19 protein-coding genes and 1 riboswitch are annotated in these 22,394 nt (G+C 64.6%); of the genes, 8 read left to right on the top strand and 11 right to left on the bottom strand.

The annotated features are described in order from the left end of the window. Positions 1 to 75 precede the first annotated feature (75 nt). Positions 76 to 1,914, top strand: a complete 1,839-nt coding sequence (locus E9229_RS04185; protein WP_183510016.1) for a plasmid pRiA4b ORF-3 family protein — start codon at positions 76 to 78, stop codon at positions 1,912 to 1,914. Positions 1,915 to 2,364: 450 nt separating this feature from the next. After that, positions 2,365 to 2,655, top strand: a complete 291-nt coding sequence (locus tag E9229_RS04180; RefSeq protein WP_183510015.1) for an antibiotic biosynthesis monooxygenase family protein — start codon at positions 2,365 to 2,367, stop codon at positions 2,653 to 2,655. Between the two features lie 670 nt (positions 2,656 to 3,325). On the opposite strand, the gene E9229_RS04175 is transcribed toward E9229_RS04180, so the two are convergent. After that, entirely contained in the window at positions 3,326 to 3,895 is a 570-nt protein-coding gene (locus E9229_RS04175; protein WP_183510014.1) for a hypothetical protein, read from the bottom strand. Positions 3,896 to 4,220: 325 nt separating this feature from the next. Here E9229_RS04175 and E9229_RS04170 point away from each other — a divergent pair, with 325 nt between their 5' ends. Continuing rightward, positions 4,221 to 4,892 carry a DNA alkylation repair protein gene (locus E9229_RS04170; protein ID WP_183510013.1) on the top strand — a complete coding sequence of 224 codons (672 nt, stop codon included), beginning with the start codon at positions 4,221 to 4,223 and terminating at the stop codon, positions 4,890 to 4,892. A gap of 103 nt (positions 4,893 to 4,995) precedes the next feature. On the opposite strand, the gene E9229_RS04165 is transcribed toward E9229_RS04170, so the two are convergent. The 3 genes from E9229_RS04165 to E9229_RS04155 all read right to left on the bottom strand — a co-directional run bounded on the left by E9229_RS04165 (position 4,996) and on the right by E9229_RS04155 (position 9,703). After that, a complete protein-coding gene (locus E9229_RS04165) occupies positions 4,996 to 6,891 on the bottom strand; it encodes an FAD-binding monooxygenase (protein ID WP_183510012.1) in 1,896 nt (631 codons plus the stop codon). A gap of 214 nt (positions 6,892 to 7,105) precedes the next feature. After that, entirely contained in the window at positions 7,106 to 8,140 is a 1,035-nt protein-coding gene (locus E9229_RS04160) for an FUSC family protein (protein WP_246380350.1), read from the bottom strand. Positions 8,141 to 8,524: 384 nt separating this feature from the next. Then, a complete protein-coding gene (locus tag E9229_RS04155) occupies positions 8,525 to 9,703 on the bottom strand; it encodes a siderophore-interacting protein (protein ID WP_312855595.1) in 1,179 nt (392 codons plus the stop codon). A 270-nt stretch (positions 9,704 to 9,973) separates the two neighbouring features. Between E9229_RS04155 and E9229_RS04150 the strand changes: the two genes are divergently transcribed. After that, the gene (locus E9229_RS04150) at positions 9,974 to 11,368 is read left to right on the top strand and encodes an MFS transporter (RefSeq protein ID WP_183510011.1); all 1,395 of its coding nucleotides are present in this window, start codon (positions 9,974 to 9,976) and stop codon (positions 11,366 to 11,368) included. Here the strand turns inward: E9229_RS04150 and E9229_RS04145 are convergent. From E9229_RS04145 to E9229_RS04125, 5 genes are all read right to left on the bottom strand, one after another. Further along, the gene (locus E9229_RS04145) at positions 11,296 to 12,963 is read right to left on the bottom strand and encodes a phytoene desaturase family protein (RefSeq protein ID WP_183510010.1); all 1,668 of its coding nucleotides are present in this window, start codon (positions 12,961 to 12,963) and stop codon (positions 11,296 to 11,298) included. The genes E9229_RS04150 and E9229_RS04145 overlap by 73 nt on opposite strands. Before the next feature lie 261 nt (positions 12,964 to 13,224). Further along, positions 13,225 to 14,115 carry an aldo/keto reductase gene (locus E9229_RS04140; RefSeq protein ID WP_183510009.1) on the bottom strand — a complete coding sequence of 297 codons (891 nt, stop codon included), beginning with the start codon at positions 14,113 to 14,115 and terminating at the stop codon, positions 13,225 to 13,227. 85 nt (positions 14,116 to 14,200) lie between these two features. Next, positions 14,201 to 14,749, bottom strand: a complete 549-nt coding sequence (locus tag E9229_RS04135; protein ID WP_183510008.1) for an OsmC family protein — start codon at positions 14,747 to 14,749, stop codon at positions 14,201 to 14,203. A 39-nt stretch (positions 14,750 to 14,788) separates the two neighbouring features. After that, positions 14,789 to 14,904, bottom strand: a riboswitch (SAM riboswitch). A 216-nt stretch (positions 14,905 to 15,120) separates the two neighbouring features. Further along, entirely contained in the window at positions 15,121 to 15,609 is a 489-nt protein-coding gene (locus E9229_RS04130; protein WP_183510007.1) for a MarR family winged helix-turn-helix transcriptional regulator, read from the bottom strand. 1 nt (position 15,610) lies between these two features. After that, on the bottom strand, positions 15,611 to 17,266 hold the full coding sequence (locus E9229_RS04125; RefSeq protein ID WP_183511860.1) for an MDR family MFS transporter: 1,656 nt from the start codon (positions 17,264 to 17,266) through the stop codon (positions 15,611 to 15,613). Between the two features lie 562 nt (positions 17,267 to 17,828). Here E9229_RS04125 and E9229_RS04120 point away from each other — a divergent pair. Next, positions 17,829 to 18,662 carry a formate/nitrite transporter family protein gene (locus E9229_RS04120; RefSeq protein WP_183510006.1) on the top strand — a complete coding sequence of 278 codons (834 nt, stop codon included), beginning with the start codon at positions 17,829 to 17,831 and terminating at the stop codon, positions 18,660 to 18,662. 22 nt (positions 18,663 to 18,684) lie between these two features. Here the strand turns inward: E9229_RS04120 and E9229_RS04115 are convergent, their stop codons facing one another. Beyond that, positions 18,685 to 19,560: an SDR family NAD(P)-dependent oxidoreductase gene (locus E9229_RS04115; RefSeq protein WP_312855594.1), complete on the bottom strand. Its 876-nt coding sequence runs from the start codon at positions 19,558 to 19,560 to the stop codon at positions 18,685 to 18,687. Between the two features lie 327 nt (positions 19,561 to 19,887). Between E9229_RS04115 and E9229_RS04110 the strand changes: the two genes are divergently transcribed. Next, complete coding sequence (locus E9229_RS04110) at positions 19,888 to 20,169, top strand: YciI family protein (protein WP_183510004.1); 282 nt, start codon at positions 19,888 to 19,890, stop codon at positions 20,167 to 20,169. Positions 20,170 to 20,246: 77 nt separating this feature from the next. Here E9229_RS04110 and E9229_RS04105 read toward each other — a convergent pair whose 3' ends face one another. After that, positions 20,247 to 21,365: a PQQ-dependent sugar dehydrogenase gene (locus E9229_RS04105; protein ID WP_183510003.1), complete on the bottom strand. Its 1,119-nt coding sequence runs from the start codon at positions 21,363 to 21,365 to the stop codon at positions 20,247 to 20,249. A gap of 72 nt (positions 21,366 to 21,437) precedes the next feature. Between E9229_RS04105 and E9229_RS04100 the strand changes: the two genes are divergently transcribed. After that, positions 21,438 to 21,908 carry a hypothetical protein gene (locus E9229_RS04100; protein ID WP_183510002.1) on the top strand — a complete coding sequence of 157 codons (471 nt, stop codon included), beginning with the start codon at positions 21,438 to 21,440 and terminating at the stop codon, positions 21,906 to 21,908. A 148-nt stretch (positions 21,909 to 22,056) separates the two neighbouring features. Continuing rightward, the gene (locus tag E9229_RS04095; RefSeq protein ID WP_183510001.1) at positions 22,057 to 22,392 is read left to right on the top strand and encodes a bifunctional 3-phenylpropionate/cinnamic acid dioxygenase ferredoxin subunit; all 336 of its coding nucleotides are present in this window, start codon (positions 22,057 to 22,059) and stop codon (positions 22,390 to 22,392) included. The last annotated feature ends 2 nt before the right edge of the window (positions 22,393 to 22,394 follow it).

Genomic DNA, 22,394 nt, shown 5'->3' with positions numbered 1-22,394 from the left:
GCCCCAAAGTCCAAGAAGCCGACTGGCAGGAAAAGTGCGGGGTCTCCTGCTCCGGGACATTTGCAGGGGATCCCGGTGGATCTGAGCAGCTACGTTGCCATGAAGGCCATGTCACCGATGATCAAGCCCTTCGTGGAATGGTTCGCTGCAGGCTTTGGCCCCGCCCATGAGGCAAAGGCCGTCCTAGAAGAGGCCGCGATAGTGATCGGCCGGTATAGGGACGTTTCCGGCTCCGCCGACGTTTCGACTTTCACCGCGGACGCCACGGACGTGGCACTGGACATGGTTGATGCCCTCTTAGGGGATGACACGGAACCGGTCTTCTCGGCATTCCATCTGTACATTGATTTCCTCCTGGAAACCGGGCGTTGGAGCGGAAGCAACGCAGACTACCATCAGGTCCATGCCATGCTCTGCGAGGACGGCATCGAGGATGTGCCGACTCCCGCGTTACTGGTGCCGCGGATTCCGCTGGACGAGGAGATCCAGGCATTTGAAGCGACGCCCTTGGTTCGGCATGCGCTGTCCCTGCTGGCATGGGTTGGGAGGGGAAAGGCAGTGACGGCAACCGGTGCATTACGCCTTGCGGATATCGAACCTGCAGCTGCCTCAGTCGGTATCTCGGCGATCGGAACCAGGAAGCGATTCGATGAAATGGAATCGCTCATGCCAGGTGTCGGGGAACCCGATGAGCTCACCGGTAGCTCGCCGACGTATCAGGTGCGGACCATGCGTGAGGTGCCACTGCTGAATCCATTGTGGGAGGCCATGCAGACGTCCGGCATGCTAGAGACCGGGGTGACCAAAGTGGCTCCAGCCCGTCCCCTGGGTGCCCCCGGAATATCGGATCAGGAGAAATTGGAGGCCTACCGGGCCTTGCTGACTTGTTTCCTGAGGATCTGGGCAGGTGAGTTCGAAACCCGTCAAATTCTCGGACACGAGTTGGGCATGCTGGTCTTGTCGGTGCTTGCAGCCGGGGCTTCCGCTGCGCCGGCGCCGGTGCAGATGCTCCAGGCCATGGAAACCCCGCCAGGGGCCACTGCCGAGGAGAATATTCTCGGGAGGGCGATGGCCAAGGCCTTCAACCGGGAACTGCTGTTTCTCATGGAACAGGGTCTGTTGACAAGCGACACCCACTTCCGGACGCCCCGACACCTGAACAGGTGCCTGGTCGAGGGATTTCCGGGCTTCATTGAGGGTGAGTACGAGGATGCGCAATTCCCCGACAGAGATCGCGGGCAAGGGGGCAACTCCGAAGCAGTAAGGCCAGCGTGGAAAGAAAAACCTGCTTCCATCTATCAGCTCAAGATCATGCTTCATCGGTCCTCCCCACCCATCTGGCGTCGGGTGCTTGTACCCTCCGGGATCCAGCTCTCTGAACTGCATGAAATCATCCAGTCGGCGTTTGGATGGTGGGATTCCCATATGCATGAGTTCCGTGTTGGTGGCTGGAACGGACCGTCGTATGCCCCAGCCGAATACGATATGAGTGACTTTGGTGAAAGATCCAGAGACGAGTCACGCACCCGGCTGTCCGAAGTCATGCTCGCCGTGGGGGAGAAGATCACGTACACGTATGATTTCGGGGATGACTGGGAACATCGGATTGTGCTCGAAAAAATACTGGAAGCATCAGCTGCTGCAACGCTTCCCCTGTGTACCGGCGGGCGCGGGCTCGCACCGACGGATGACAGTGGCGGGATATGGGGCTGGGCGGAAAAAGTTGAAGCGTCGACCGACCCCGAGCATCCCGAGCATGAGGAAACCCGTGAATGGTTAGGGCTGTCACCAGACGAAATTCTTGATCCGAAATATTTCGACAAGAATGATGTCAACGAAATATTTCGGGCAAGAGCAGGCCTGCTCTTGGGCCATGATTGGCTTGCAGGCCCGATATCCCCTCCTGCAAAGTGACAGGGGCGCAAGAAGGCCAGCCAGCTTGAATGGTCGCCATGGCGGACTTTTTCTTCTCTACAAGATTTAGTTGTCATCGAGCGCGTGCGTTGCACCCAAGTACAATTAAATTCAATTTAAATTTTACTTGGGTGTCGTGCGGACTTCGAGGCTACAACTAAGCAGTTTGATTTCACCTGATGACCAGGTTAGATGGCATTTCTATTCGCTGTCCGTAGATGTAGACCGGGTGCTTCTGGTGCTCGAAGGGGACTGATCTAAGCGACGTGATGCGCTGAATGTGAATATTCCGCCGCCCGGGACGTCTGGAAACGGCTGCGTTGGTGGGATGCGGCGCCCGCCGTGAAATGGCGCGCTGAAATGTTGACAACGCCATGCCGCCCCATTGTTGCTGTGCGGTAGCGTGGAGTGGAAGTGGCCCGATTCCCACGGGCCCCGGTAAGGAGCATCATGTCCATCGTCGTCATCAACGCCCTCAAGATCCCCGCCGGCGCAGGCCCGGAACTGGAATCACGCTTCGCTGCCCGCAAGGCATCGGTGGATGGGTCCCCGGGGTTCGAAGGCTTCCAGCTGCTGCGTCCCGTCGCCGGGGAGGACCGCTACTTTGTCTACACCCAGTGGGCCACCCGCGAGGACTTCGAAAACTGGCGTGACAACCGCCCAGGGCATGACTCCTCGGCCCAGAAGCCGGTTGCCGAAGGCATGGGACTGCTCGAGTTCGAGGTAGTCGACCTGGGATAGTGTCTAACCGTTCGCCGGCGTTCGTTTTATCCGCGAGAGTCAGGCTATCGACGATGGAGGCCCGGCCCGATCGGTCGGAACATCGACACCGCCGGTGATCCGCGAACTGTTGACCGGACCCGGGGGTTCGACGAGATCAGCAAAGCGCTTGGAGCCTCCGAGCAGGTGCTGGCGAACCGGCCGTTTCGAGCACGTCCCTACGCAGTCCGCCACCGATGCCCTGCCGGACGCACGGTGATGAAAGCTCCTGCGATGAATCAGATAGCGCCTGCGGAGCCATGAGGGTGTGCTGGGAACGTCGCCTGGATCAAGCTTTTGGTGCCGGTTCGCAGCCGCTGACAGGCCTGCTGGGCAGGCTGCACCCAACCCGGCGGACCCCGGTGAGCCTTGCAGGCAGTAGCTACGTCGCCAGCCCCGCGCCAGGCTCACTTGGATGCGAGCGGCTTGAAGAAGACCTCCGGGTCAGAAGCCGAAGGACGCCGCCGCGACGCGGGTAAGGGCCGTTATCGCTGCCACAAGCCAGATGCGGTGGATTCCACAGTGCCTTACCTGCGCCGTAGCCACTGCGGTGTTGGGGTATGAACCCGGTGCAGCACCCGCCGTGGGCTCACGAAAGCGGCATCGGTCGGGTGCGGACCATGGCAACGATCCGACTCGCGGTGTCGTGTCCTTAGTGCTTTTCCAATTTGATTTGGTGCTTGGCTCGCATCAGGCTCACCGTCCCGCCGATTGCAGCACCGCTGCCCATGATCATTAATGCAATGCCGAGATAGTTTGGAAAAGTCCAGCCCCGTGTGGCCATGGCCGGTAGCTCGCTCGTCATTTCGACGGCGGGGCTTTCGCCTAGTAGATAGGCGACGGGCTGGCCGATGATCTCGTCCCGAGCGGGAAAGTCATCTACCCAGCCACGCTTGGAAATATCGAATACGTTGGAGGACTGGGAGAAATGGTTGGTCTCGATCGTGTGTTCTTCCCCGCCGGTGCCCGCGAACGTCAGTTCCAAGCGCAGCACCCTCGGCATATTGTTGTTACTGCCCCGCCCTACGTGGGCCCGGACATCGGTGACGATGCCGGGCATGCCCGAGGCCTGCAGCGCCTGGGCGGTTTTTGAGTCATGGCTCCCGGCTTGGAACATGTTTTGGCCAAACAACAGGAATGCGGCCGCGAAGAGAAGGATGATTATTGACGCGGTTCGCTGCGTTCTTGCTGGGATCGGCGGTGGCTTCGGTGTCATGGTCATAGCTTAATCTCCAATTGGTCCCATTCGTTCAGCGGGTCCCGGTCGTGGGGCGCAAAGTGCTTCCACCCGGGGAGGGGAGAAGCGTGGTGATGCTGCGTCGTGGAACGGGCGTTCAGGTTCCTGAAGCTGCCCCGGTCGGAACTCCCGGTAGGGGATCTTCCCTGTGCGAAGCCGACTTCGCAATCCGGCAGAATGAAAGGGCTTTGATGCCGGCTGAATCATCGGACTGGGTTCGTAAGCTCGGAGAATGACGGGGTGGTTCCCCTCGACCTACGCTGTGAGCCGCAGGCAACGACAACGACAGCGACGACTGCGAAGGAGTGTCATGCCGGAGACGACGATGGCGGACGTCATGGCCGAGTTGGCCGCACTTGAGGACCCCAAGTCACGTGCCATCAACGAAAGGCACGGCGATGACCACGGGGTGAACCTGGCCAAGCTGCGCGCCGTGGCAAAACGGCTGAAAACCCAGCAGGACCTGGCCCGCGACTTGTGGGCAACCGGCGACACCGCCGCCCGGCTGTTGGCGCTGTTGATCTGCCGCCCGAAGGAATTCACGCCCGACGAGCTGGATGCCATGCTGCGCGAGTCACGGGTACCCAAGGTGCACGGCTGGCTGGTGAGCTACGTGGTCAAGAAGGGCCCCCATGCGGAGGAGCTGCGCCTGGCCTGGATGGCCGACCCGGATCCCGTGGTGGCCAGCGCCGCGTGGGAGCTGACGGCCGATCGGGTGGTGAAGAAGCCGGAGGGCCTTGACCTTCCGGGGCTGCTCGGCACCATTGAGGCCGACATGAAGCAGGCGCCGGAGCGCCTGCAGTGGGGGATGAACAACGTGTTGGGCCAGATCGGCATCAACCACCCCGCACTCCGCGGCCGGGCCATCGACATCGGCGAACGCCTCGAGGTGCTCAAGGACTATCCGACGCCACCGAACTGCACCTCTCCGTTCGCTCCGATCTGGATCAACGAGATGGTGCGGCGCCAAAGCCCGGACTGAGAAGTTTCCGCCGACCGCGTTGAACTTAAGCAAATGAGGGGATCCGTTCACATGAACGGATCCCCTCACCTCTTTACGCGGTCCGCGGCCCGATTGGGTGGTGCTACTTGGCCTGCAAGCCGCTCAGCAGTGGTGCGAAGAATGCAGCCAGCTCGTCGGTTGCGGTCAGCGGCAGCACGTTCGCCACGTACTGGTCCGGGCGGACCACGACGATGACGCCGTCGCGGGACAGGCCGCGGGCGTCGAAGATGTCCGACTTCGGATCCACGCCGTAGACCTTCTCCAGGTAGTCGAGCTTGAACGGGCCGACCTGCGGCTTGAAGACGGCGGGGACCTCCATGAGGCTGATGTCCTCGTGCTTCTGCTGGTAGATCACCTTCGTGTCGAACCAGGCGTCGGAGTCCAGGCCCGCGGGCGTTGCAGCCAGCGGCGAGTCCGATGCGGTGGCGAGCCACTGCGCGAAGTCGGCTGTCTTCGATGCCTCACCGGCAGCGGCCTGGTCGGCGAAGACGTAGATGCGCCAGCGGCCGTCTGCCGTTGCCTGGTGGCCCAGGTGCAGCGGATTGGCATCGCACACGCGCACGGCGCGCTCGGACTTGAAACGCTTGCCGACCGGGAACCCGGTGGCCAGGTCCTGGTGCGTGGCGGTGTTGGTGAGCATCGAGGGAGTGTACTCGGTCATGAAGCCTGCCGGGAACTCGGCGGTGCGCACGTAGAAGTCCTCGAGGTCCGAGGGGTTTTCGAAGTCCTCGGGCTTCTTGGCCATCAGCGTCGACCATTCCTTGTCGAAGTCGATCAGGTTCTTCGCGATGACCTGTCGTTCGGCCGAGTAGGTGGCGAGCAGCGACTCGGGGCTGCGGCCCTCGAGCACGTGGCCCAGCTTCCAGGCGATGTTGAATCCGTCCTGCATGGAGACGTTCATGCCCTGTCCGGCCTTCGCGCTGTGCGTGTGGCAGGCATCGCCGGTGATGAAGACGCGCGGGTTGCGGGTGCCGATCTCCTCGAGAGGTACGTCGTCGAACCGGTCGGTGAGGCGGTGGCCGACCTCGTAGACGCTGTGCCAGGCGACGTTGCGCACGTCGACCGTGTACGGGTTCATGATGGCGTTGCCCTTGGCGATGATCTCGTCGATGCTGGTCTTGCGGACAGCACCGTTGTCATCCTCGGCCACCTCGCCGAGGTCGACGTACATGCGGAACAGGTGTCCGCCCTCGCGCGGGATGTGCAGGATGGATCCGCCGTCGTGGGACTGGATAGCGCACTTCAGGCGGATGTCCGGGAAGTCCGAGTTGGCCAGCACGTCCATGACGCCCCAGGCGTGGTTTGCGGTGACGCCGGCCAGAGTGGCGCCGATCGAGGTGCGGACCTTGCTGCGGGCACCGTCGCAACCGATGACGTACTTGGCGTGCACGATGCGCTCGGTTCCCTCGTCCGGGCCGGCGCTGCGCTTGAGCGTGACCTTGACCGGGAAGTCGCCCTCGTCGGTGACCTCCAGTGTCTGGAAGTCCCAGCCGTAGTCGGGCGTCAGGCGGGAGGCTGAATTCTCAGCCACCTCGGCGAAGTAGTCGAGCACGCGGGCCTGGTTGACGATCAGGTGCGGGAATTCGCTGATCCCGGACTCGTCATCCAGGGCGCGGCCGCCGCGGACGATGTGCGTGGGGTTTTCCGTGTCCGGGCGCCAGAAGGCCATCTCGGTAATGCGGTAGGCCTCGGAAATGATGCGGTCGGCAAAGCCGAAGGCCTGGAAGGTCTCGACGCTGCGGGCTTGGATGCCGTCGGCCTGGCCGATGGCCAGACGGCCTTCGCGGCGTTCGATGATGCGCGTGGTGATGCCCGGGAACTGGGCAAGCTGGGCAGCCGCGAGCATGCCGGCCGGACCGGAGCCCACGATGAGCACGTCCACCTCATCCGGAAGCTCGGCGGGGCGGTCGATGCCGGTCCCGGCGGCCGGCTGGACGCGCGGGTCGGTTGATACGTAGCCGTGGTGGTGGAAATGCACGGGGGTCCTCACTTCGTTGAGCTGTCGCTGGCTGCCATTCGTGTTCCATATTAGAACTTCGATTTCAATAGTCGAACACGGACTTCCTATGGGAAACCATACGAGAAACATGACCTGGATAACAACTGCGCAGATCGGCGTCTCGTCATGAAACGGTGATTAGCTGGCCGGTGATGCATCCCGTTCCCCGGGTCGGATGCACTCTCGGGGAGGCTCAAACGCGTTTAAGGCGGCGGAAGAGAAGCAGGGCGAGCATGCCCACCAGGGAACCGATGGTGGTTTCGGCGGCGCGGTCCAGTACCAGTTCTCCCACCGGGCCCGGATGGGCCAGATACGTCATGCTCAGGATCAACGGGGTGAAAAACACCAGCGAAAGGGCGTAATGGCGCCTGATGAACAGTTCGGTGGGGAACTGGCAGGCGATGACCAGCAGGACCAGGAACACCGGATGGCTGAAGACCATGAGGACGACTGCCGCTATGACCAACCCCGCATAGGTTCCGATTACACGATGGAAGCCCCGGGAAACCCCGTGGGACAGGCCCGCGACGGAGAGCGGAACGGCGGCAGAGGCCATGGCCCAATATGGGTGGCCCCAGCCCAGGAGCGTGGCCAGGCCACCCGCGACACCGACGGCCAGCAGATACATGAGTGCGGTCGCCAGCGCGCGTTTAAGCCGTCCCGGATCGGGAACGTGGTCCGCGCGGCGAATGCCCAGGTGCCATGTCCGGGCACGGAACCACCCGGCAAAGCCGACGACGATGGCACAGCCGGCAGCCAACACGGCGATGGTCGCAGGGATCCCGGGCGGCCCCTGCAGCGGCGTCGCGGCACACGCGCCGAAGGCGAATAGCCCGAAGAAGGGGCCAGCCGGCACTAGCCGCAACCGATCGGCGATGATCGAGCCGATGCCGGCCAGAAGAGTCTCGGCTACGACGAAGGCCCACAGCCCGAGCGCGGACGCGGAAAAGAGGACCCCTGCCAATACACAGGCACAGAGGAACACGGCGGCCCAGAACTGGTGGAACAGGCGCAGCTGGTGCGGTTCGCCGCGACCGTACATCCCGGTGAAGCAGCCGAAGACGGCGTACATCACCAGCTCGGGGTGCCCGGTCAGCAGCAGGGTCAGCGACGGGATGGCCAGGCCGATGAACATCCTGGCCGCGGCGATCCTGTCGCCATCGGGCGACGGAACGGAGAAGAAGCCGCGGTTCAGCCACATCTCGGCTCGGTTTGGCTGCTTGTCCATCGGATTCAACCTACAACGACCGATGCCCGGATGCCGGATCGTGACCAAACGGTGTCCCGGATCCCGGACATTCATGTGTGCGAGGCTCCGAGCGCCGACGTTCTTTGCTGACTGCCTCGAATCGGGGTGTTTCACTAGTGGATTGCCCGGGTCCTGCCGCGCTGAATCGTCCGGCTGCTTTGCCTGCGCCGCCGTTACCAAGAAGGCCCGGCTTCTGGTGGCGGTGGATCCGAAGTGCCTCTCGGCGAAGGCCCGGAAGGTGAGAAACTAGGGGATTCCCCTGATGAGCGAGGATTGCCGGCGGGCGAAGGCTCATCGTCCGGGCCGGACTGCAACGCCTTGCGTTCCGGAGACGGCCGTGCTCCGAGGTTCCCACGCCCCGGGCTACATGGCTGAGAGCACCGGCCCGGGCGCCGGCACCGGGCGGAACGTCCGCTTGGCCCGACCTGCCGTCCAGTAGGAGGAGACCTGGATGCGGCGCTGGTCGATGCCCCAGCCCGAGACGAGTCGGCGCAGCTCATGCATGGCGGTGCGTTCACCGTGGGCCAGAACCTCCACCCGGCCTGAGGGAACGGGAAGCGTGCGCAGCGCGTCGAGAAGCAGCGAACGGGTTCCCGCCGGAGCTCCTCCGCGATACAGCCATGTCACCTCCATTCCCGGCGGGCAGTTGAGTTCCTGCCGGTCGGAGGCCGAATCGACCTCGATGAAGACCTGACCGGCAGCCTGCCGCGGCAGCATCTCCAGCGCCGCGGCGATCGCCGGCAGCGCCGATTCGTCTCCCGCGTAGACGTGTCGATCAGCCGCGGGGTCCGGGCGGAACTTGCCGCTGGACGAGGACAGCACCACGGGATCTCCGGGTTCGGCCCGGGCGGCCCAGTTCCCGGCAACGCCGTCGTCGCCATGAAGCACGAAATCGATGGCCAGTTCCCGTGCCACCGGATCGTGCCAGCGCACCGTATAGGTGCGGGACACCGGCTGGTCCTCGCGGGCCAGGGACTTACGCAGCCGGCGCATGTCATAGGGCGGCACCAGCCCGAGCGCCGGGTTGGCGAAGTGCAGCTTCACGTGCTGGTCGGCCGCGCCGTTGCTGGAGAACCGGGAGAACGCGGGGCCTCCGGCAACGATCCGCACCATGTGGGGGCTCAACGGTTCAACCCGCAGCACCTCGAGCACCACCTGCGAGCCGTGCGCTGGTGCAGGACGGGACCCGGGATGCGGGACCTCGGTTGTCGCCATGGGCGCCACGTGGGACTGCGCCGCCGGGACAGGTTCGTGCGGACCGGAGGCCATCGAATGCTTCGAGTGCTTCCTCAGCGCCTTGGACGCCGCGGCGTAGGCAGCCCGTTCGGCCGCCCGTTCGGCCTCCTCGAGCACCTCCTGGCGCAGGCGCTGGGGGAGTTCCCGGCCGCCGCGCTTGGCCGCCCGCTTCAGCTGGTGCTTTGCCGCCTTCCGCCCGGCCTTGCGCCCGGCGTGGACCGCCGCCTCGAAGACCCGCGCATGGACCGGGGCCAGTGACGGTGCGAGATGGTCGGAATGGGGCGATGCGTCGGGGGGCGTCGACATGGTAGGGGCTCCTTATGCTGTGGTCGGAGTATGGTTCTGCTCCTACCACCGAGTCTGGCCCGGTCCGGCCGCGGATACAAGGAGCCCGCCGCCGGCTCATGCTGAAGCACTTGGAGCGTTGGTACGCCGCCATGGAACGATCTGAGGCGCAGTGCATGCCGCCTGGCCCCGGAGTGCAGCCCCCGGGGGGCAGGGAAAGGGTCGTTTGCGGGCTCTGTTAATGCGCAGCGCCCGATCGGCCTTCCGCTGCCGGTAGCCGGCACGTTGTTCATGGAGAACTTCGACGCGACCGCCATCGTCACGGCCATGCCGCAGATGGCACGGGAATTCTCGGCCGATGTGGCTTTGGCGCTCACCGCCTATCTGGTGGCCGCCGCGACGGCCATCCCGCTGGGGGCCGGGCTCAGCTCACGGTTCGATGCTCGCCTGATCTTCTGCGCGGCCATCGTCGTCTTCGTGCTGGGTTCGCTGCTGCGCGCGCTCAGATCCACCCCGACCGCGCTCACGCTCAGCCGGGTACTGCAAGGACTGGGTGCCTCCATGCTGGTCCTGGTGGGCCGGCTGGTGGGCCGGCTGGTGGGCCGGCTGGTGGGGCTGCGGACCGCGGACAAATCCGACCTGCTGCGGGTGATCGCGCTGCTCACCTGGCCCTCGCTGGTGGCACCGCTGGTTGCCCCGGCGCTGGGCGGATTCATCTCCACGCACTTCGGCTGGCAAAGGATCTTCCTGATCAACATCCCACTCGGCGCCAGGGCGCTGGTGTCTGCACTGCGCCTGGCCACCGACGCTGCGGTTGAAACCCGCTCGCTGCAGTGGGTCGGATTGCTGCTGCTCTCCGGGGTCCTTGCCGTACGTTCGCTGCTGCGCGCCCCGGAACCGTTGTTGAACATCAGGATCTTCGCGGTGCGCTCCTTCAGGTTTTCCAATACCGCGGGTTTCCTGTTCCGGGTGATCGTCACCTCGGCCCCGTACCTGTTGCCGCTGCTATACCTCAATGGGTTCGGGTGGACTCCGGTGCAGGCCGGACCCATGGTGACCGGCATCTTCATCGGCAATATCGGCATCAAGCCGTTCACCACCCCGATGCTGCTGCGCTTCGGCTTCAAGCAGGTACTCGGCAGCGCACTGATTGGCACCATGGCCAGCTTCATTGGTTTCGCGTTCTTCACCGTGTGGACTCCGCTGTGGCTGGTCTTTGCCGTGCTGGTGCTTAGCGGTGTCTTCCGCTCCACCGGTTTCACCGCGTTCAACGCGCTGCCGTTCGCCGATGTCGAGCGCGCGGCCGTCGGTTCCGCGAACGCGCTCTCGGCAACGCTGGGCGAACTGGCCGGTGCGGCGGGAACTATCCTTGGCGCTGCGGCTGGTTGGAGGGTACCCGCAGGCGCTTCTGGCCCCCTTCCAGTGTGCCTTCCTGCTCATGGCGCTGTTGGCGCTTCTTGCTCTCGTCGGGGTGCTGCGGTTGCCGGCGAACACCGGCGCCCACATCCGCGGGTGAGCCGGTCCGGACCAACGCGCACCATCCGCCCCGGGCAACGCCCCCGAATCCCGAGGTGGTGGGACCGCGTCGGGATCCGGGCGTCGCCCGGCGGTGATCAGGGGCCGCTGAGTTTCGTCTGCCCAGCCGGACCGGCCGATATTTCCAGCACGGCCATTGCGGCGCTGTAGCCGCCCAGCGCGCTGACTGCGCCGCCGCGGCGGGAGCCCGATCCGCACAGCAGGATCTGCGGATCTGCTGTGTCGACACCCCAGCGACGGGCCGGGGTATCGAGCGGGGCATCGTCCTCGAGGAAGGGCCAGTCCAGTCCACCATGGAAGATGTTTCCACCGGGCATGCCCAGGGTGCGCTGGATGTCGAGCGTGGTCTTGGTTTCCACGCAGGGGGCACCGTTTCGATCGCGCATGAGCAGGTCTTCGATGGGTTCGGCGAGGACCGAGTTCAGCGAGGCAAACACCGCCGCCTGGAGCTCGGAGCGTAGCGCATCGTTGTTCTCTTCGGAGGCCAGGGCGTGCGGGACATGCAGTCCGAAGACGGTCAGCGTGTGGGCTCCGGCCGCCTGCAGCTCGGCGGAAAGTATGCTGGGGTCGGTCAACGTGTGGCAGTAGATTTCACACGGCAGAGGGCTGGGGACCCGGCCGCCGGACGCCTGCTCGTAGGCGTGTTGCAACTGCGTGTAGGTCTCGTTGACGTGGAAGGTGCCGCCGAACGCCGCTTCCGGGCTGACCGATTCGTCCTTGAGCCGGGGCAGCCGCTTCAGCAACAGATTGACCTTGACTTGGGCGCCGCCGCGTTCGTTGTTCGGGTTCGGGGGAACCAGCTGTCCTGCTCCGAGGCGGTTCAGGACAACCGGGGCGACGTTGGCCAGCAGGTGGGAACCGGTCGCTGTCAGCATCTTCCCGTCACGCATGTAGCTGACCTGGTGGTCCGCCGCGATGGATCGGACCTCGGCCCCGGTGAGAAGCGTGGCGCCGGCTTCGCGGGCGACGCGCTCCAGCTCTGCCGAGATGGTGCCCATGCCGCCGATGGGCAGGTCCCAGTCACCAGTGCCGCCGCCAACCAGATGGTAGAGGAAGCAGATGTTCTGCTGCAGGTCGGCGTCGTCGGGCCGGGAAAAGGTGCCGATGAGTCCATCCGTCAGCACGACGCCACGGGCCAGGTCGTTGTGCAGCGCCTCCGTGATGGCCTCACCCAGCGGGCGCTCGATCAGTCTTTCCCACATCTCCCCGGCGCCGGCCGCGACGGCAAGCTCCTTGGCCTGCGACCGGGTGGTCAGGGGTTCGGTGATGCTCGGCCACAGCACCTCGGTGAGCCGGCGGCAATCGGAGTAGAACGCGGCGAAGGCCGCCGCTTCGCTCTCGGGGGCGCCGATGGCTGCGAACGACTCGGCGGTTGCCGCGGCGTCCTCGTTGTCGACCAGCAGGCCACGGGTCGGTGCGGCCGGGTTCGGGGTGTAGGAGGAGTACCGGCGGCGGGCCAGTGAAATATTGAGTCCCAGGTCCGTGATGACCTTGGCGGGCAGCAGGCTCACCAGGTAGGAATAGCGTGACAGGTTCGCCTCCAGGCCCTCGAAGGAGCGGGTTGATACGGCGGCACCGCCGAGCACGTCCAGCTTCTCCAACAGGAGCACCGATTGCCCGGCCCGGGACAGGTAGGCAGCGGCCGCGAGGCCGTTGTGGCCACCGCCGACGATGACGGTGTCATACCGGTTCGGGGTCTTACCGGGCGACCCGTTACCGGATTCGACCTGGTGGTGTGCGTTCATCTCGTCTGTGTCCTTTGCTGGGGTGCCCGGGGACTGCCAGATGGCGTGGCCAACGGTAGCCAGTGACCCGTCAGGCCATTTTCGAACCCCGCGAAGAGATGGCGAAAACTGATGCATGAGGGCTGATTGACCGCTCCCGCAAGAGTCTTTGCCCGGGCCGGGTGGATATCTGCCCGCATTTCCCTGAGAGGTGCATCGGCTGGTTGACCCTACGCCCGCGGGGATTCCGCGGGTCAGGGGAGCAGCGGGACCGGGTCGGTGCTAGCTTTTTCCGGCCTCGTATTCCGCGCGCCCGGCCGCGTCCAGGGCGGCAAACGCAGCCTCATCCAACAGCAGCTTGGACGCGCCCAAGTTCTCCTCGAGGTGATTCACGGAGGACGTGCCGGGGATCGGGAGCATGGCTGGGGACCGGTGCAGCAGCCAGGCAAGGGCCACTTGCGAGGCCGTCGCTCCGAGCCGTTGGGCCACCTCGTGCACCACTCCACCGGGTGCAGACAGTGCCCCGGCCGAGATGGGAGCCCAGGGGATGAACGCGATCCCGTGGGCCTCCGCGTAATGCAGGACGTCCTCGGATGAGCGGTCGGTGAGGTTGTAGCGGTTCTGCACGCTGGCGACGGTGAAGTACTCGGCTGCTGTTTCCAGTTCGGCGACGGTGACCTGCGAGAGGCCCAGCGCGCGGACCTTGCCCTCCTCCTGGAGCTCGCGCAGGACGCCGAACTGCTCTTGGACGGGTACCTTCGGGTCGATGCGGTGCAGCTGGAACAGGTCAAGGGCGTCGACCTTGAGCTTGCGCAGGCTCAGTTCGACCTGCTGGCGCAGGTATTCGGCGCGGCCGAGCGGAACCCACTGGTTCGGTCCGGTACGAGTCTGACCGGCCTTGGTGCCGATGCGCAGCCCGGCGGCATAGGGATGCAGCGCTTCGGCGATGATCTGCTCGGAGACGTCCGGTCCGTAGGAGTCGGCCGTGTCGATGAAGTCCACGCCGAGTTCCACCGCGCGGCGGACGGTGGCCAGTGCGGCCGGGCGGTCCTCGGGTTCACCCCAGATCCCTGGGCCGGTGATGCGCATGGCGCCGTAGCCCAAGCGGTTGACCGTGCCGAGGTCCTTGATGGCGAGTGAGGTGGACGGGGAGCTGAGTGTGCCGTGGGTCATGCTTTGGCCAACCGGTGTGACGCCGGGTTTATTCCATCGGAAAACCCGGCGTCACGCCGATGGGTGGCATCGGCTGGGTCGGGCGCTAGTTTTCGGTCACCAGTTCCACGGAAACCGGGGTGGGGTTGGTGAAGAGGTCCAACACCGGGCAGTGCGCATCGACTGCGACCTGGAGCTGGACGTAGCGTTCGCGGGTTTCCGGCCCAGTGACGTTGACCAGCAGGCGGACACCGGAGAAGCCGGCGCGGACCGAACTGTTGATACCGAAGAGCCCGCGCACATCCAGATCGCCCTCGGCCTTGATCTCCAGCGAGTCGATCTTGATGCCCAGCTGGTGGGCATAGAGCCGATAGACGACGACTTGGCAGGAAATCAGCGCGCCGAGCGCGTATTCGACCGGGCTGGGCGCCGAATCGCCGCCAGCCAAGCCGGCCGGTTCATCGACCCGGAAGCCGTGCTTTCCGGCGGTGATATCCGTGGCAACCGAACCCTCGGCTCTGCCGTTGGTGGTGAAAGTCAGCGCCGCGAAGGCCGCGTTGGTGGTTATGCGTTCGCTCCAAGCCGACCCTGCGGCGTCTAGCCTGGCGCTTCGCAGGTTCTCGAGCCCGGTGGGTTCAAGCAGCGTTTCGGACATGGTCTCATTCCTTGGCCTCGTGGCGCATGCCAAGGCATATCGCCATACTTACGCCGGTCCTGATGGTGGCGTCGAATCCTCACCTGGAGCACCCCGCTATGACGAAGGGGGTTGCTGCCCAACCGGCCAGGGCCTTGCGGTGGGGGCTCTTGATTCTGATTTCGATTGTTCCAAGGCGCCGGCACAGGAGGCAATGCCTCTGTCATCTGGGGTCACACTCCGGCTACGCTGCGGCAGCAACCCGGGCGCATGCACGCAGGGTGGACTGAGCACAGGCGAAGCTGCTGCCTCCTGCCCGGATGGCGGATGCCCGGAACCAAAGCGGTCCCGTCCCGGCGCATCTTGCGTCGGGACGGGACCGTGATTTGCCGTTAGCCACTGGACTCGTTGAGTCTGGCCAGTAGGTCCGCGAGCCGTTGGACCTCTGCGAGGTCCCAGGTGGAGAACCGATCATGGAGTAGCTTGCGGGCATGAGCCAGAGTCGCATCGTAGCGTTTGCGGGCCTCGGCGGTCATGTCAACCAGTAGCGCGCGGCCGTCGCTGGGATCGGTGCAACGGGACACCAGGCCAAACTCCTCGAGCTGTTTGATCGTGCGGCTCATCATGGCCTTGTCGATCCGTACCGCCTCGGCCAGGCCCACCTGCTGCATGGGTCCTGACTGGGACAGGATGGTCAGGACCTTGAAGCCCATCGGGTGCAGCTCGGGATGGATGGCCGCAGCCCGGTCCCTGATGCTGGTCCGGGCCTTGATGACCATGGTGCCGAACTGTTTCTCAACTTCCCCGATCGCCTCGGTCAGAGCGGAATCGGAGCCGGCTCCTGCAGCCTGCAGCGAGAAAGGATCGGTCAGGCAGTTCATGCTAGCGGCGTCCCGCTTCCGGACCGACTCCGGGGGTCGAAGCCCCTACGGCTGCTTCGGCGTCGGCCATCAGGATTTCGGTAGCTTCCGACCCCTCGGCGGTTAGTGCCGCTGCGGCGTCGGTCTCTTCGCGCTGGTGCCGGGTCTGGTTGCTCAGTTCCAGGTTCGGCAGGAAGACGATGGCCAGGATGGTGAGGATGCTCAGGGGGGCGGCAATCATGAAGACGTGTGCCACGGCGTCGCCGTAGGCAGACTCGATGATGGTGCGTACCGAGTCCGGCAGGCTGTGGACCGACGGGATGTTGCCGCTAGCCAGCGCCGCGCCCACTTCCTTTCCCTTTTCGCCCAAAGCCGCGATGGCTGCCTGCATGTCTGCGGCCCGGGCGCCCAACAGGTCCACGACCTTGGTGGCCATGAGCGCACCCAGGACCGAAACGCCGACCGTTCCGCCCAGGGAGCGGAAGAAGGCGATGCCGGAACTGGCCACGCCGATTTCGGCGGGGGTGACTGCGTTCTGGACAATCAGTACGAGGTTCTGCATGACCATGCCCAGGCCGGCGCCCAACAGGAACATGTAGACGGAGACGAGGACGAAGTTGGTGTCGAAGTGGATGGTCCCCAGCAGGTAGAGCCCGGCGAGCTGGAGCAGCGAACCGGTGACCATGATCGCCTTCCACTTACCATGCTTGGAGATCAGGGCGCCGGCCACGGTGGAGACGATCAACAGGCCTGCCATCATGGGAATGGTCATCAGGCCGGACTGGGTGGCATTGGCACCGCGGGCCAACTGCATGTACTGGGCCAGGAAGACCGAGGTGCCGAACATCGACACGCCCACTGAGATCGAAGCGAAGACGGCAAGGGTGAAGGTGCGGTTCTTGAACATCGAGAGTGGGATGATCGGCTCGGAGACCTTCAGTTCCACGATGATGAAGGCGATCAGCGCCACGGCTGAACCGAGAACCATCATGATGCTGGTGCTTGAAGCCCAGTCGAACTGCTTGCCACCGAGGGAAACCCAGATCAGGAGAAGCGAGACGCCTGCGGTGAGTAGGACGATGCCTGCATAGTCGATGCTGACCTTGCGCTTGGCCTTGGTGGGCAGGTGCAGGGTCTTCTGGATGAGAATGATGGCGATGGCGGCGAACGGCAGTGCTATGAAGAAGTTCCAGCGCCAGTTGATCGAGTCGGTGATGAAGCCGCCGATCAGCGGGCCGCCCACGGTGCCCAGGGCCATGACGGCACCAAACAAGCCCATGTACTTGCCGCGCTCACGCGGAGAAATGATATCGGCCATGACGATCTGGCTCAGCGCGGTCAGGCCACCGGCGCCCAGGCCCTGGAAGACGCGCATGGTGATCAGCATGGAAGTGTCCTGCGAGAACCCGGCGATGGCCGAGGCAACCACGAAGATGACCAGTGAGAGCTGCAGCAGCACCTTGCGGTTGGACAGGTCGGCGAGCTTGCCCCAGATGGGGGTAGAGATCGTGGTGGCCAGCAGGGTGGCGGTGATGACCCAGGTGTAGGCGGTCTGGTCGCCCTTGAGGTCGGAGAGGATGACTGGCAGCGACGTGGAGACCACGGTGCCGGCCAGGATCGATACGAACATGCCCATGAGCAGGCCGGTCAGTGACTGGAGTACCTGGCGATGGGTCATGCCTGATTCGGACAGGGCGGGTGCCGCTTTAACGGTGGTTTTTTCTCGGGGCAAAACGTGACTCCAAAAAACGTGGAAGATGGTTGATTAATGTCAACTATATAGAATTGGTTGCCTAGGTGCAACTAGTTTGACGTGATGTGCATCTATCCATGTGAGCCGGGGGGATGGAGAATGAGGATGCGGAACCTGCCGCACCCCTGAAAGGAGACCTCCGGATGCGACCCGTCCTGAACCCCTCTGCCAGCTTCCGTGATGGCGCCGGGGAGGCACTTGAATGCTCCCGGTCGATGTTCGTCGGCAGGGTGGACACCAGGGGGTTCTCGGAGATCGACAGGGGACAGTGGCCCGGTTCGCTGCCGGGGAGGCTGTCACCGCATCCGGGGCCGCATCACCCCGATGTGATGTCTTTGGAACGTGCACCGATCGCAACGGGGTCGCCTAGTTGGCCGATGGCTCGGCCCAAGACGGGCGGGGCCCTCACTGTGAACGATGATTCACGCACTCGGTGGGGTGCCGCAGGGGAAATTCAGCCGATCGTGCAACGGGACGGAGGACCCCGATGAGTTCGGATGCGCGCAGACGGCAGTTGGGGAGCAATGATGCCCCGGTCGAGTCGGAGATCGAGGAGTCCTTCGACCGCATCGTCGAGGAAGGTGCCCAACGCCTGGCGCGGACCTGGCCAACCATCCTCGTGACCGGAACCTTCGGCGGGCTGGAAGTGGGCATCGGGGTGATGGCTTACCTGGCGGTCATGCACCAGACGCAGGACCATCTGCTGGCAGGGCTGGCCTTCGGCATCGGGTTCGTTGCCCTGCTGCTGGCCAAAAGCGAGCTGTTCACCGAGGGGTTCCTGGTCCCGATCGCCGCAGTGGCCGCCAAGGAGGCCGGAATCGGTCAGCTTTTCAAGCTGTGGGGCGGGACCCTGGTCATGAACCTCGTCGGCGGGTGGTGTTTCATGTGGATTGTCGTGCAGGCCTTTCCGCAGTGGATACCTGAATTGAGGTCCAGCGCCGAGCATTTCACGGGAGCCGGATTCGGCTGGCAATCGGTGTGTCTGGCGGTCCTGGGCGGCAGCACCATCACGCTGATGACACGCATGCAGCACGGCACCGACTCGGAGGTGGCCAAGATCATCGCGGCCGTCTCCGGCGGGTTCCTGCTTGCCGGCCTGCAACTCTTCCACTCCATTCTCGATTCACTACTGATCTTCGGGGCCATCCATGCCGGGGTGCAGGTGAGCTACCTCGATTGGCTGGGGTGGTTCGGCTATACGCTGTTGTTCAATATGATCGGGGGGCTGCTTCTGGTCACCGCGCTGCGTTTGGTGCGCAACAAGGACCTGCTCAAGGAACGGCGGCAGGATGCGCCGGCCGATCCGACCGCACCCAGATGAACGATGCCACCGGGGCGGTGGCCTAGTCCAGTGCCAGAAGTGCCTTGCTGCGCTCCCAGAGCGCCGTGGACAGCGCGGTGTCGGATGCCTGGCCGGGGACCTTGGAAAGTTTGCGCCGGACGAAATAGGACCCGGGCTTCCACCCCGTTCCCGCGGGTGTCGTCGCAAGGAACACCAGGGTGTCCGCACCCTTTTCCGGACGGGTGAGGAACGGCTTGATCCACCGGTTTTGGTACACGCCGCGCATGGCGTCCCCGGGCCCGGCGGAGAATCCGCTGGAAACGATGCCCGGATGGAAGGCTGCGGCGTTGAGCCCGGCCGGACCGTACTGCCGTTGCAACTCGCCGGTGAAAAGGATCTGTGCCAGCTTTGCGGTGCCGTAGGCACGGGCGGCGGTGTAGGAACCCCGGCTTTCCAAGTTCTCCAGGTCCAGATGTCCATACAGGCGGCTGGCCACCGATGAGGTGTTGACCACTGTCCCGTGGCTGGCCACCAGCCGGTCGAGGAGCAAGCTGGTCAGCAGGAATGGTGAAAGGTAGTTCACCTGGAAGGTCAGCTCGTGTCCGTCATGGCTTTCCTGCCGGACATCGGTGAAGATGCCCCCGGCGTTGTTCGCCAGGATATCGATGCGCGGGTGTGCCGCCCGTAGGTTTGCGGCCAGTTCCCGGACCTCTGCGAGGTCGGAGAAATCGGCCAGGAAATATCCGGACTTCAACTCGGACGCCAGCGCGGCGGTCCGCTCGCGGTTCCTTCCGACCAGCACCACCTGATGACCCAGGGCGGAGAGCTTTCGGGCGGCGGCGGCGCCGATCCCATTGCTGGCACCGGTGATGACGATGGTCTTGGAATCGATGATGATGTGCTCCAGAGGTTCCGGACGGTTGCTGGACCTCCCCACGATAACCCGGGCATCCCCTCGACGGTACCGACGCCCCGGCCAAGCTGGCACTCTTGCCGTGACTCGCGGGCGTTGCGGGCCGTGCCGGGACTCGAACGCCTGGGCCCCGGCAAACACCCGATCCGATCCCGCAGGGCGCAATGCGCGCATCGCTGCGGCGGGTACAGGGCACCTTGCAATTTGCTGCGGCTCCTTGCATGCGCACCTGCATCTTGACGCACCGTCAGGCTGCGCCGTAGCAAAGTGGACGCAGCGCCCCCGGGCTGGCAGATTATGTGCAGACCCCGCTCCGGGGTGCGGAAATTCTAGGGAAAGGCCACAGGCATCGTGGCAGCATTCGCCGTTACCTATAGCTACATCGAGTCGACACTCCCCGAACGCGATCATCACCGGCCCGGTCACGTGGAGTTCCTGCGTGCCCTGTTCGAAGACGGAACGCTGTTGACCAGCGGTCCCTTTAACGACGACGGCATCCCGGGCGCGTTATTGATCATCCAGGGCGAAGATGCCGACGCAGTGGCCCTGCTCATGAACGGGGATCCCTTCCATGCCCACGGCCTCATCGCCGAACGCACCGTGCGGCGATGGAACATCATCTACGGCGGCTGACCGCCGATAGCGGCGCTGGACGGGGCGGTACCCAGCGGGGTGACGTGCCGCAAACCGTTGCCGTGGCGTCGGCTGGGTCATCCCCTGCCTGGAACCAACCGCAGGATCCGCGAGGAGGAGCCCTCGTTCGTGGCGATCCACAGGCTGGAATCCGGTGCCCGGACCACATCGCGCAACCGACCGTATTCTCCCTGGAAGTACTCGGTGGATCCAGACAGGGTTCCCCCGCCGGCATTCTCCCGGCCACGTGTGGGCAGCGGCAGGGTCCAGAGCCTTTCCCCGCGCAACGCAGCAACATAGGCGACGCCGTCGTCGATGGCCAAGGCGCTGGGGGAGGCATCGGCGGTGGATGGCCAGACATGGGCTGCCGGTTCAAAGCGCACATCCGCCTGGGCGCCGGTCACCAGCGGCCAACCGTAGTTCGTCCCGGGGGTGATCAGGTTCAGTTCGTCGTCGCGGTCCGGGCCGAGCTCGCTGGCCCACATCCGCCCCGAGGCGTCCCAGGCCAGTCCCTGGACGTTGCGGTGGCCGAAGGAAAAGATCAGCGAACCGAAAGGGTTTCCGGGCGCCGCCGCACCGTCGGGATCCACGCGCAGGATCTTGCCGCCCAGCGACCCGATATCCTGCGCCGCATCCTGTTGACCGGCGTCGCCGGTGCCTATGTAGAGGTATCCGTCTGGACCGAACTTGATCCGACCGCCATTGTGGATCGACGCCGACGGAATCCCAGAAACCAGGACCTGTTCGGGTCCCAGCCCCGCCCGGGAATGGGCGAAGCGTGAGACCCGGTTTCCGTCGACCGCTGTGTAGTAGATAAAGAGCTGCCCCGTTGAGGTGAAATCGGGGGAGGGTGCCAGCCCCAGCAAGCCGCCCTCGCCGCCGTGCACCACGCCCGGAACCGTTGCCACGACCGGGGTCCCGGCCGGTCCGATGCTCCGGATGGCACCGGTGTCGCGTTCCGAGACCAGGGCCTCGGCGCCCGGAAGGAAAGCGATGGACCAGGGTGTGTCCAATCCCGTGGCCAGTGTGGCGGTGATGACCGGACCCGGTACGGTGGCGGGATCGGAGGATGGTGCCGTCGGATCAGGGGTGGGGCCGGCGGACGGGGTACAAGCCGAAAGCAACCCGAGTCCCACAACCAGCGAGCCGAAACCCAGAACGGTGCGTCTGGCGGGGCCCGCACCTTGCGATTCCATGAAGGGCATGTCCATGGGTTCAGGGTATGGAAACCGGCACAGACCCGCTAGTGTGCCACCATGGAATTCCGAATGACCCCTGCAGGGCGCCTCCTCCGCGAGCTCGCGATGGTGGAACGCACCCAAGCTGCATCGCTTTTCACCGAATTGGGGTCCACCGGGGACGCTGCCGTCATCCGATTTCCGGGTGGCGAGGTCACGCTTCAGCTGGATGGCACCCGCGGTCAGATCGTGCAGTCGCTCAGGAAACGAGGTGCCACTGTCCGGGCTCCCTTCGAGGGGGAACCCGATACGATACCCGGTGACCCCGGCCGCCACGAGGTGTGGTGCGAGCTCCTTGACGACTTGGGCTCCTCTTCCAGGCACCTCTGCCACCTTGATCCCCGGTTGACGGGCCTTGAGGTGAGCCGCGGCGAAACCACTGCCTGGATCCTGGTGGGAAACGGGCTGCGGACCATGGTCTACGAGGTGAAGCTCGATGGCGGAGAGATGACCGCTGCGGCCGCGGTGGATATCGCCGGTGCTTTCGGGGAGGGCGGCTGACAGGTCGGGGAGGAAACCCCTGCCGTTCGCCGTGCGGGGAAACGGCAGGAGGACGGGCAGCCCAATTGCCCTTTGGGCACACGGCGGGGAACACTTGAGGGGAGGGCGGCCGAATGTGCCGCACCAGCACCAACCAAGGGGTAGTACCGTGAGCGATCCAATCAATGTGGGTTCCGTCGACGCAATCGACGAGGGCGAGGCCATGGTCGTCCCTGGCGACGAAAACGGTACGGGCGAGGACATCGCCATTTTCCACGCCGAGGATGGCAACTTCTACGCCATCAACGACGAATGCACCCATGAAACGGCCTCGCTGGCGGAGGGTTGGGTTGAAGGTACCGAGGTGGAATGCCCGGTGCACTCCGCCCGCTTCTGCCTGAAGACCGGCGCCGCACTGTGCCTGCCGGCAACGGTCGCCGCCCGATCGCACAAGGTCGAGGTGAAGGACGGGGAGATCCTGCTCTTCCCCCACGCCGGCGCCTAAAT

Source organism: Paeniglutamicibacter cryotolerans (genome assembly GCF_014190875.1).
Taxonomy (GTDB): domain Bacteria; phylum Actinomycetota; class Actinomycetes; order Actinomycetales; family Micrococcaceae; genus Paeniglutamicibacter; species Paeniglutamicibacter cryotolerans.
Note: the sequence above shows the minus strand (reverse complement) of the source record. Positions and strands in the feature narration are given on the sequence as shown.

Bases quoted from the DNA above. Each gene is read 5' to 3' on its own strand.
- E9229_RS04135 (WP_183510008.1), bottom strand. From the start codon at position 14,749: ATGTCCGAAACGCTGCTTGAACCCACCGGGCTCGAGAACCTGCGAAGC.
- E9229_RS04105 (WP_183510003.1), bottom strand. From the start codon at position 21,365: ATGGAATCGCAAGGTGCGGGCCCCGCCAGACGCACCGTTCTGGGTTTC.
- E9229_RS04155 (WP_312855595.1), bottom strand. From the start codon at position 9,703: ATGTCGACGCCCCCCGACGCATCGCCCCATTCCGACCATCTCGCACCG.
- E9229_RS04170 (WP_183510013.1), top strand. From the start codon at position 4,221: ATGCCGGAGACGACGATGGCGGACGTCATGGCCGAGTTGGCCGCACTT.
- E9229_RS04180 (WP_183510015.1), top strand. From the start codon at position 2,365: ATGTCCATCGTCGTCATCAACGCCCTCAAGATCCCCGCCGGCGCAGGC.
- E9229_RS04100 (WP_183510002.1), top strand. From the start codon at position 21,438: ATGACCCCTGCAGGGCGCCTCCTCCGCGAGCTCGCGATGGTGGAACGC.
- E9229_RS04120 (WP_183510006.1), top strand. From the start codon at position 17,829: ATGAGTTCGGATGCGCGCAGACGGCAGTTGGGGAGCAATGATGCCCCG.
- E9229_RS04130 (WP_183510007.1), bottom strand. From the start codon at position 15,609: ATGAACTGCCTGACCGATCCTTTCTCGCTGCAGGCTGCAGGAGCCGGC.
- E9229_RS04140 (WP_183510009.1), bottom strand. From the start codon at position 14,115: ATGACCCACGGCACACTCAGCTCCCCGTCCACCTCACTCGCCATCAAG.
- E9229_RS04125 (WP_183511860.1), bottom strand. From the start codon at position 17,266: ATGACCCATCGCCAGGTACTCCAGTCACTGACCGGCCTGCTCATGGGC.
- E9229_RS04175 (WP_183510014.1), bottom strand. From the start codon at position 3,895: ATGACCATGACACCGAAGCCACCGCCGATCCCAGCAAGAACGCAGCGA.
- E9229_RS04160 (WP_246380350.1), bottom strand. From the start codon at position 8,140: ATGGACAAGCAGCCAAACCGAGCCGAGATGTGGCTGAACCGCGGCTTC.
- E9229_RS04150 (WP_183510011.1), top strand. From the start codon at position 9,974: ATGGAGAACTTCGACGCGACCGCCATCGTCACGGCCATGCCGCAGATG.
- E9229_RS04145 (WP_183510010.1), bottom strand. From the start codon at position 12,963: ATGAACGCACACCACCAGGTCGAATCCGGTAACGGGTCGCCCGGTAAG.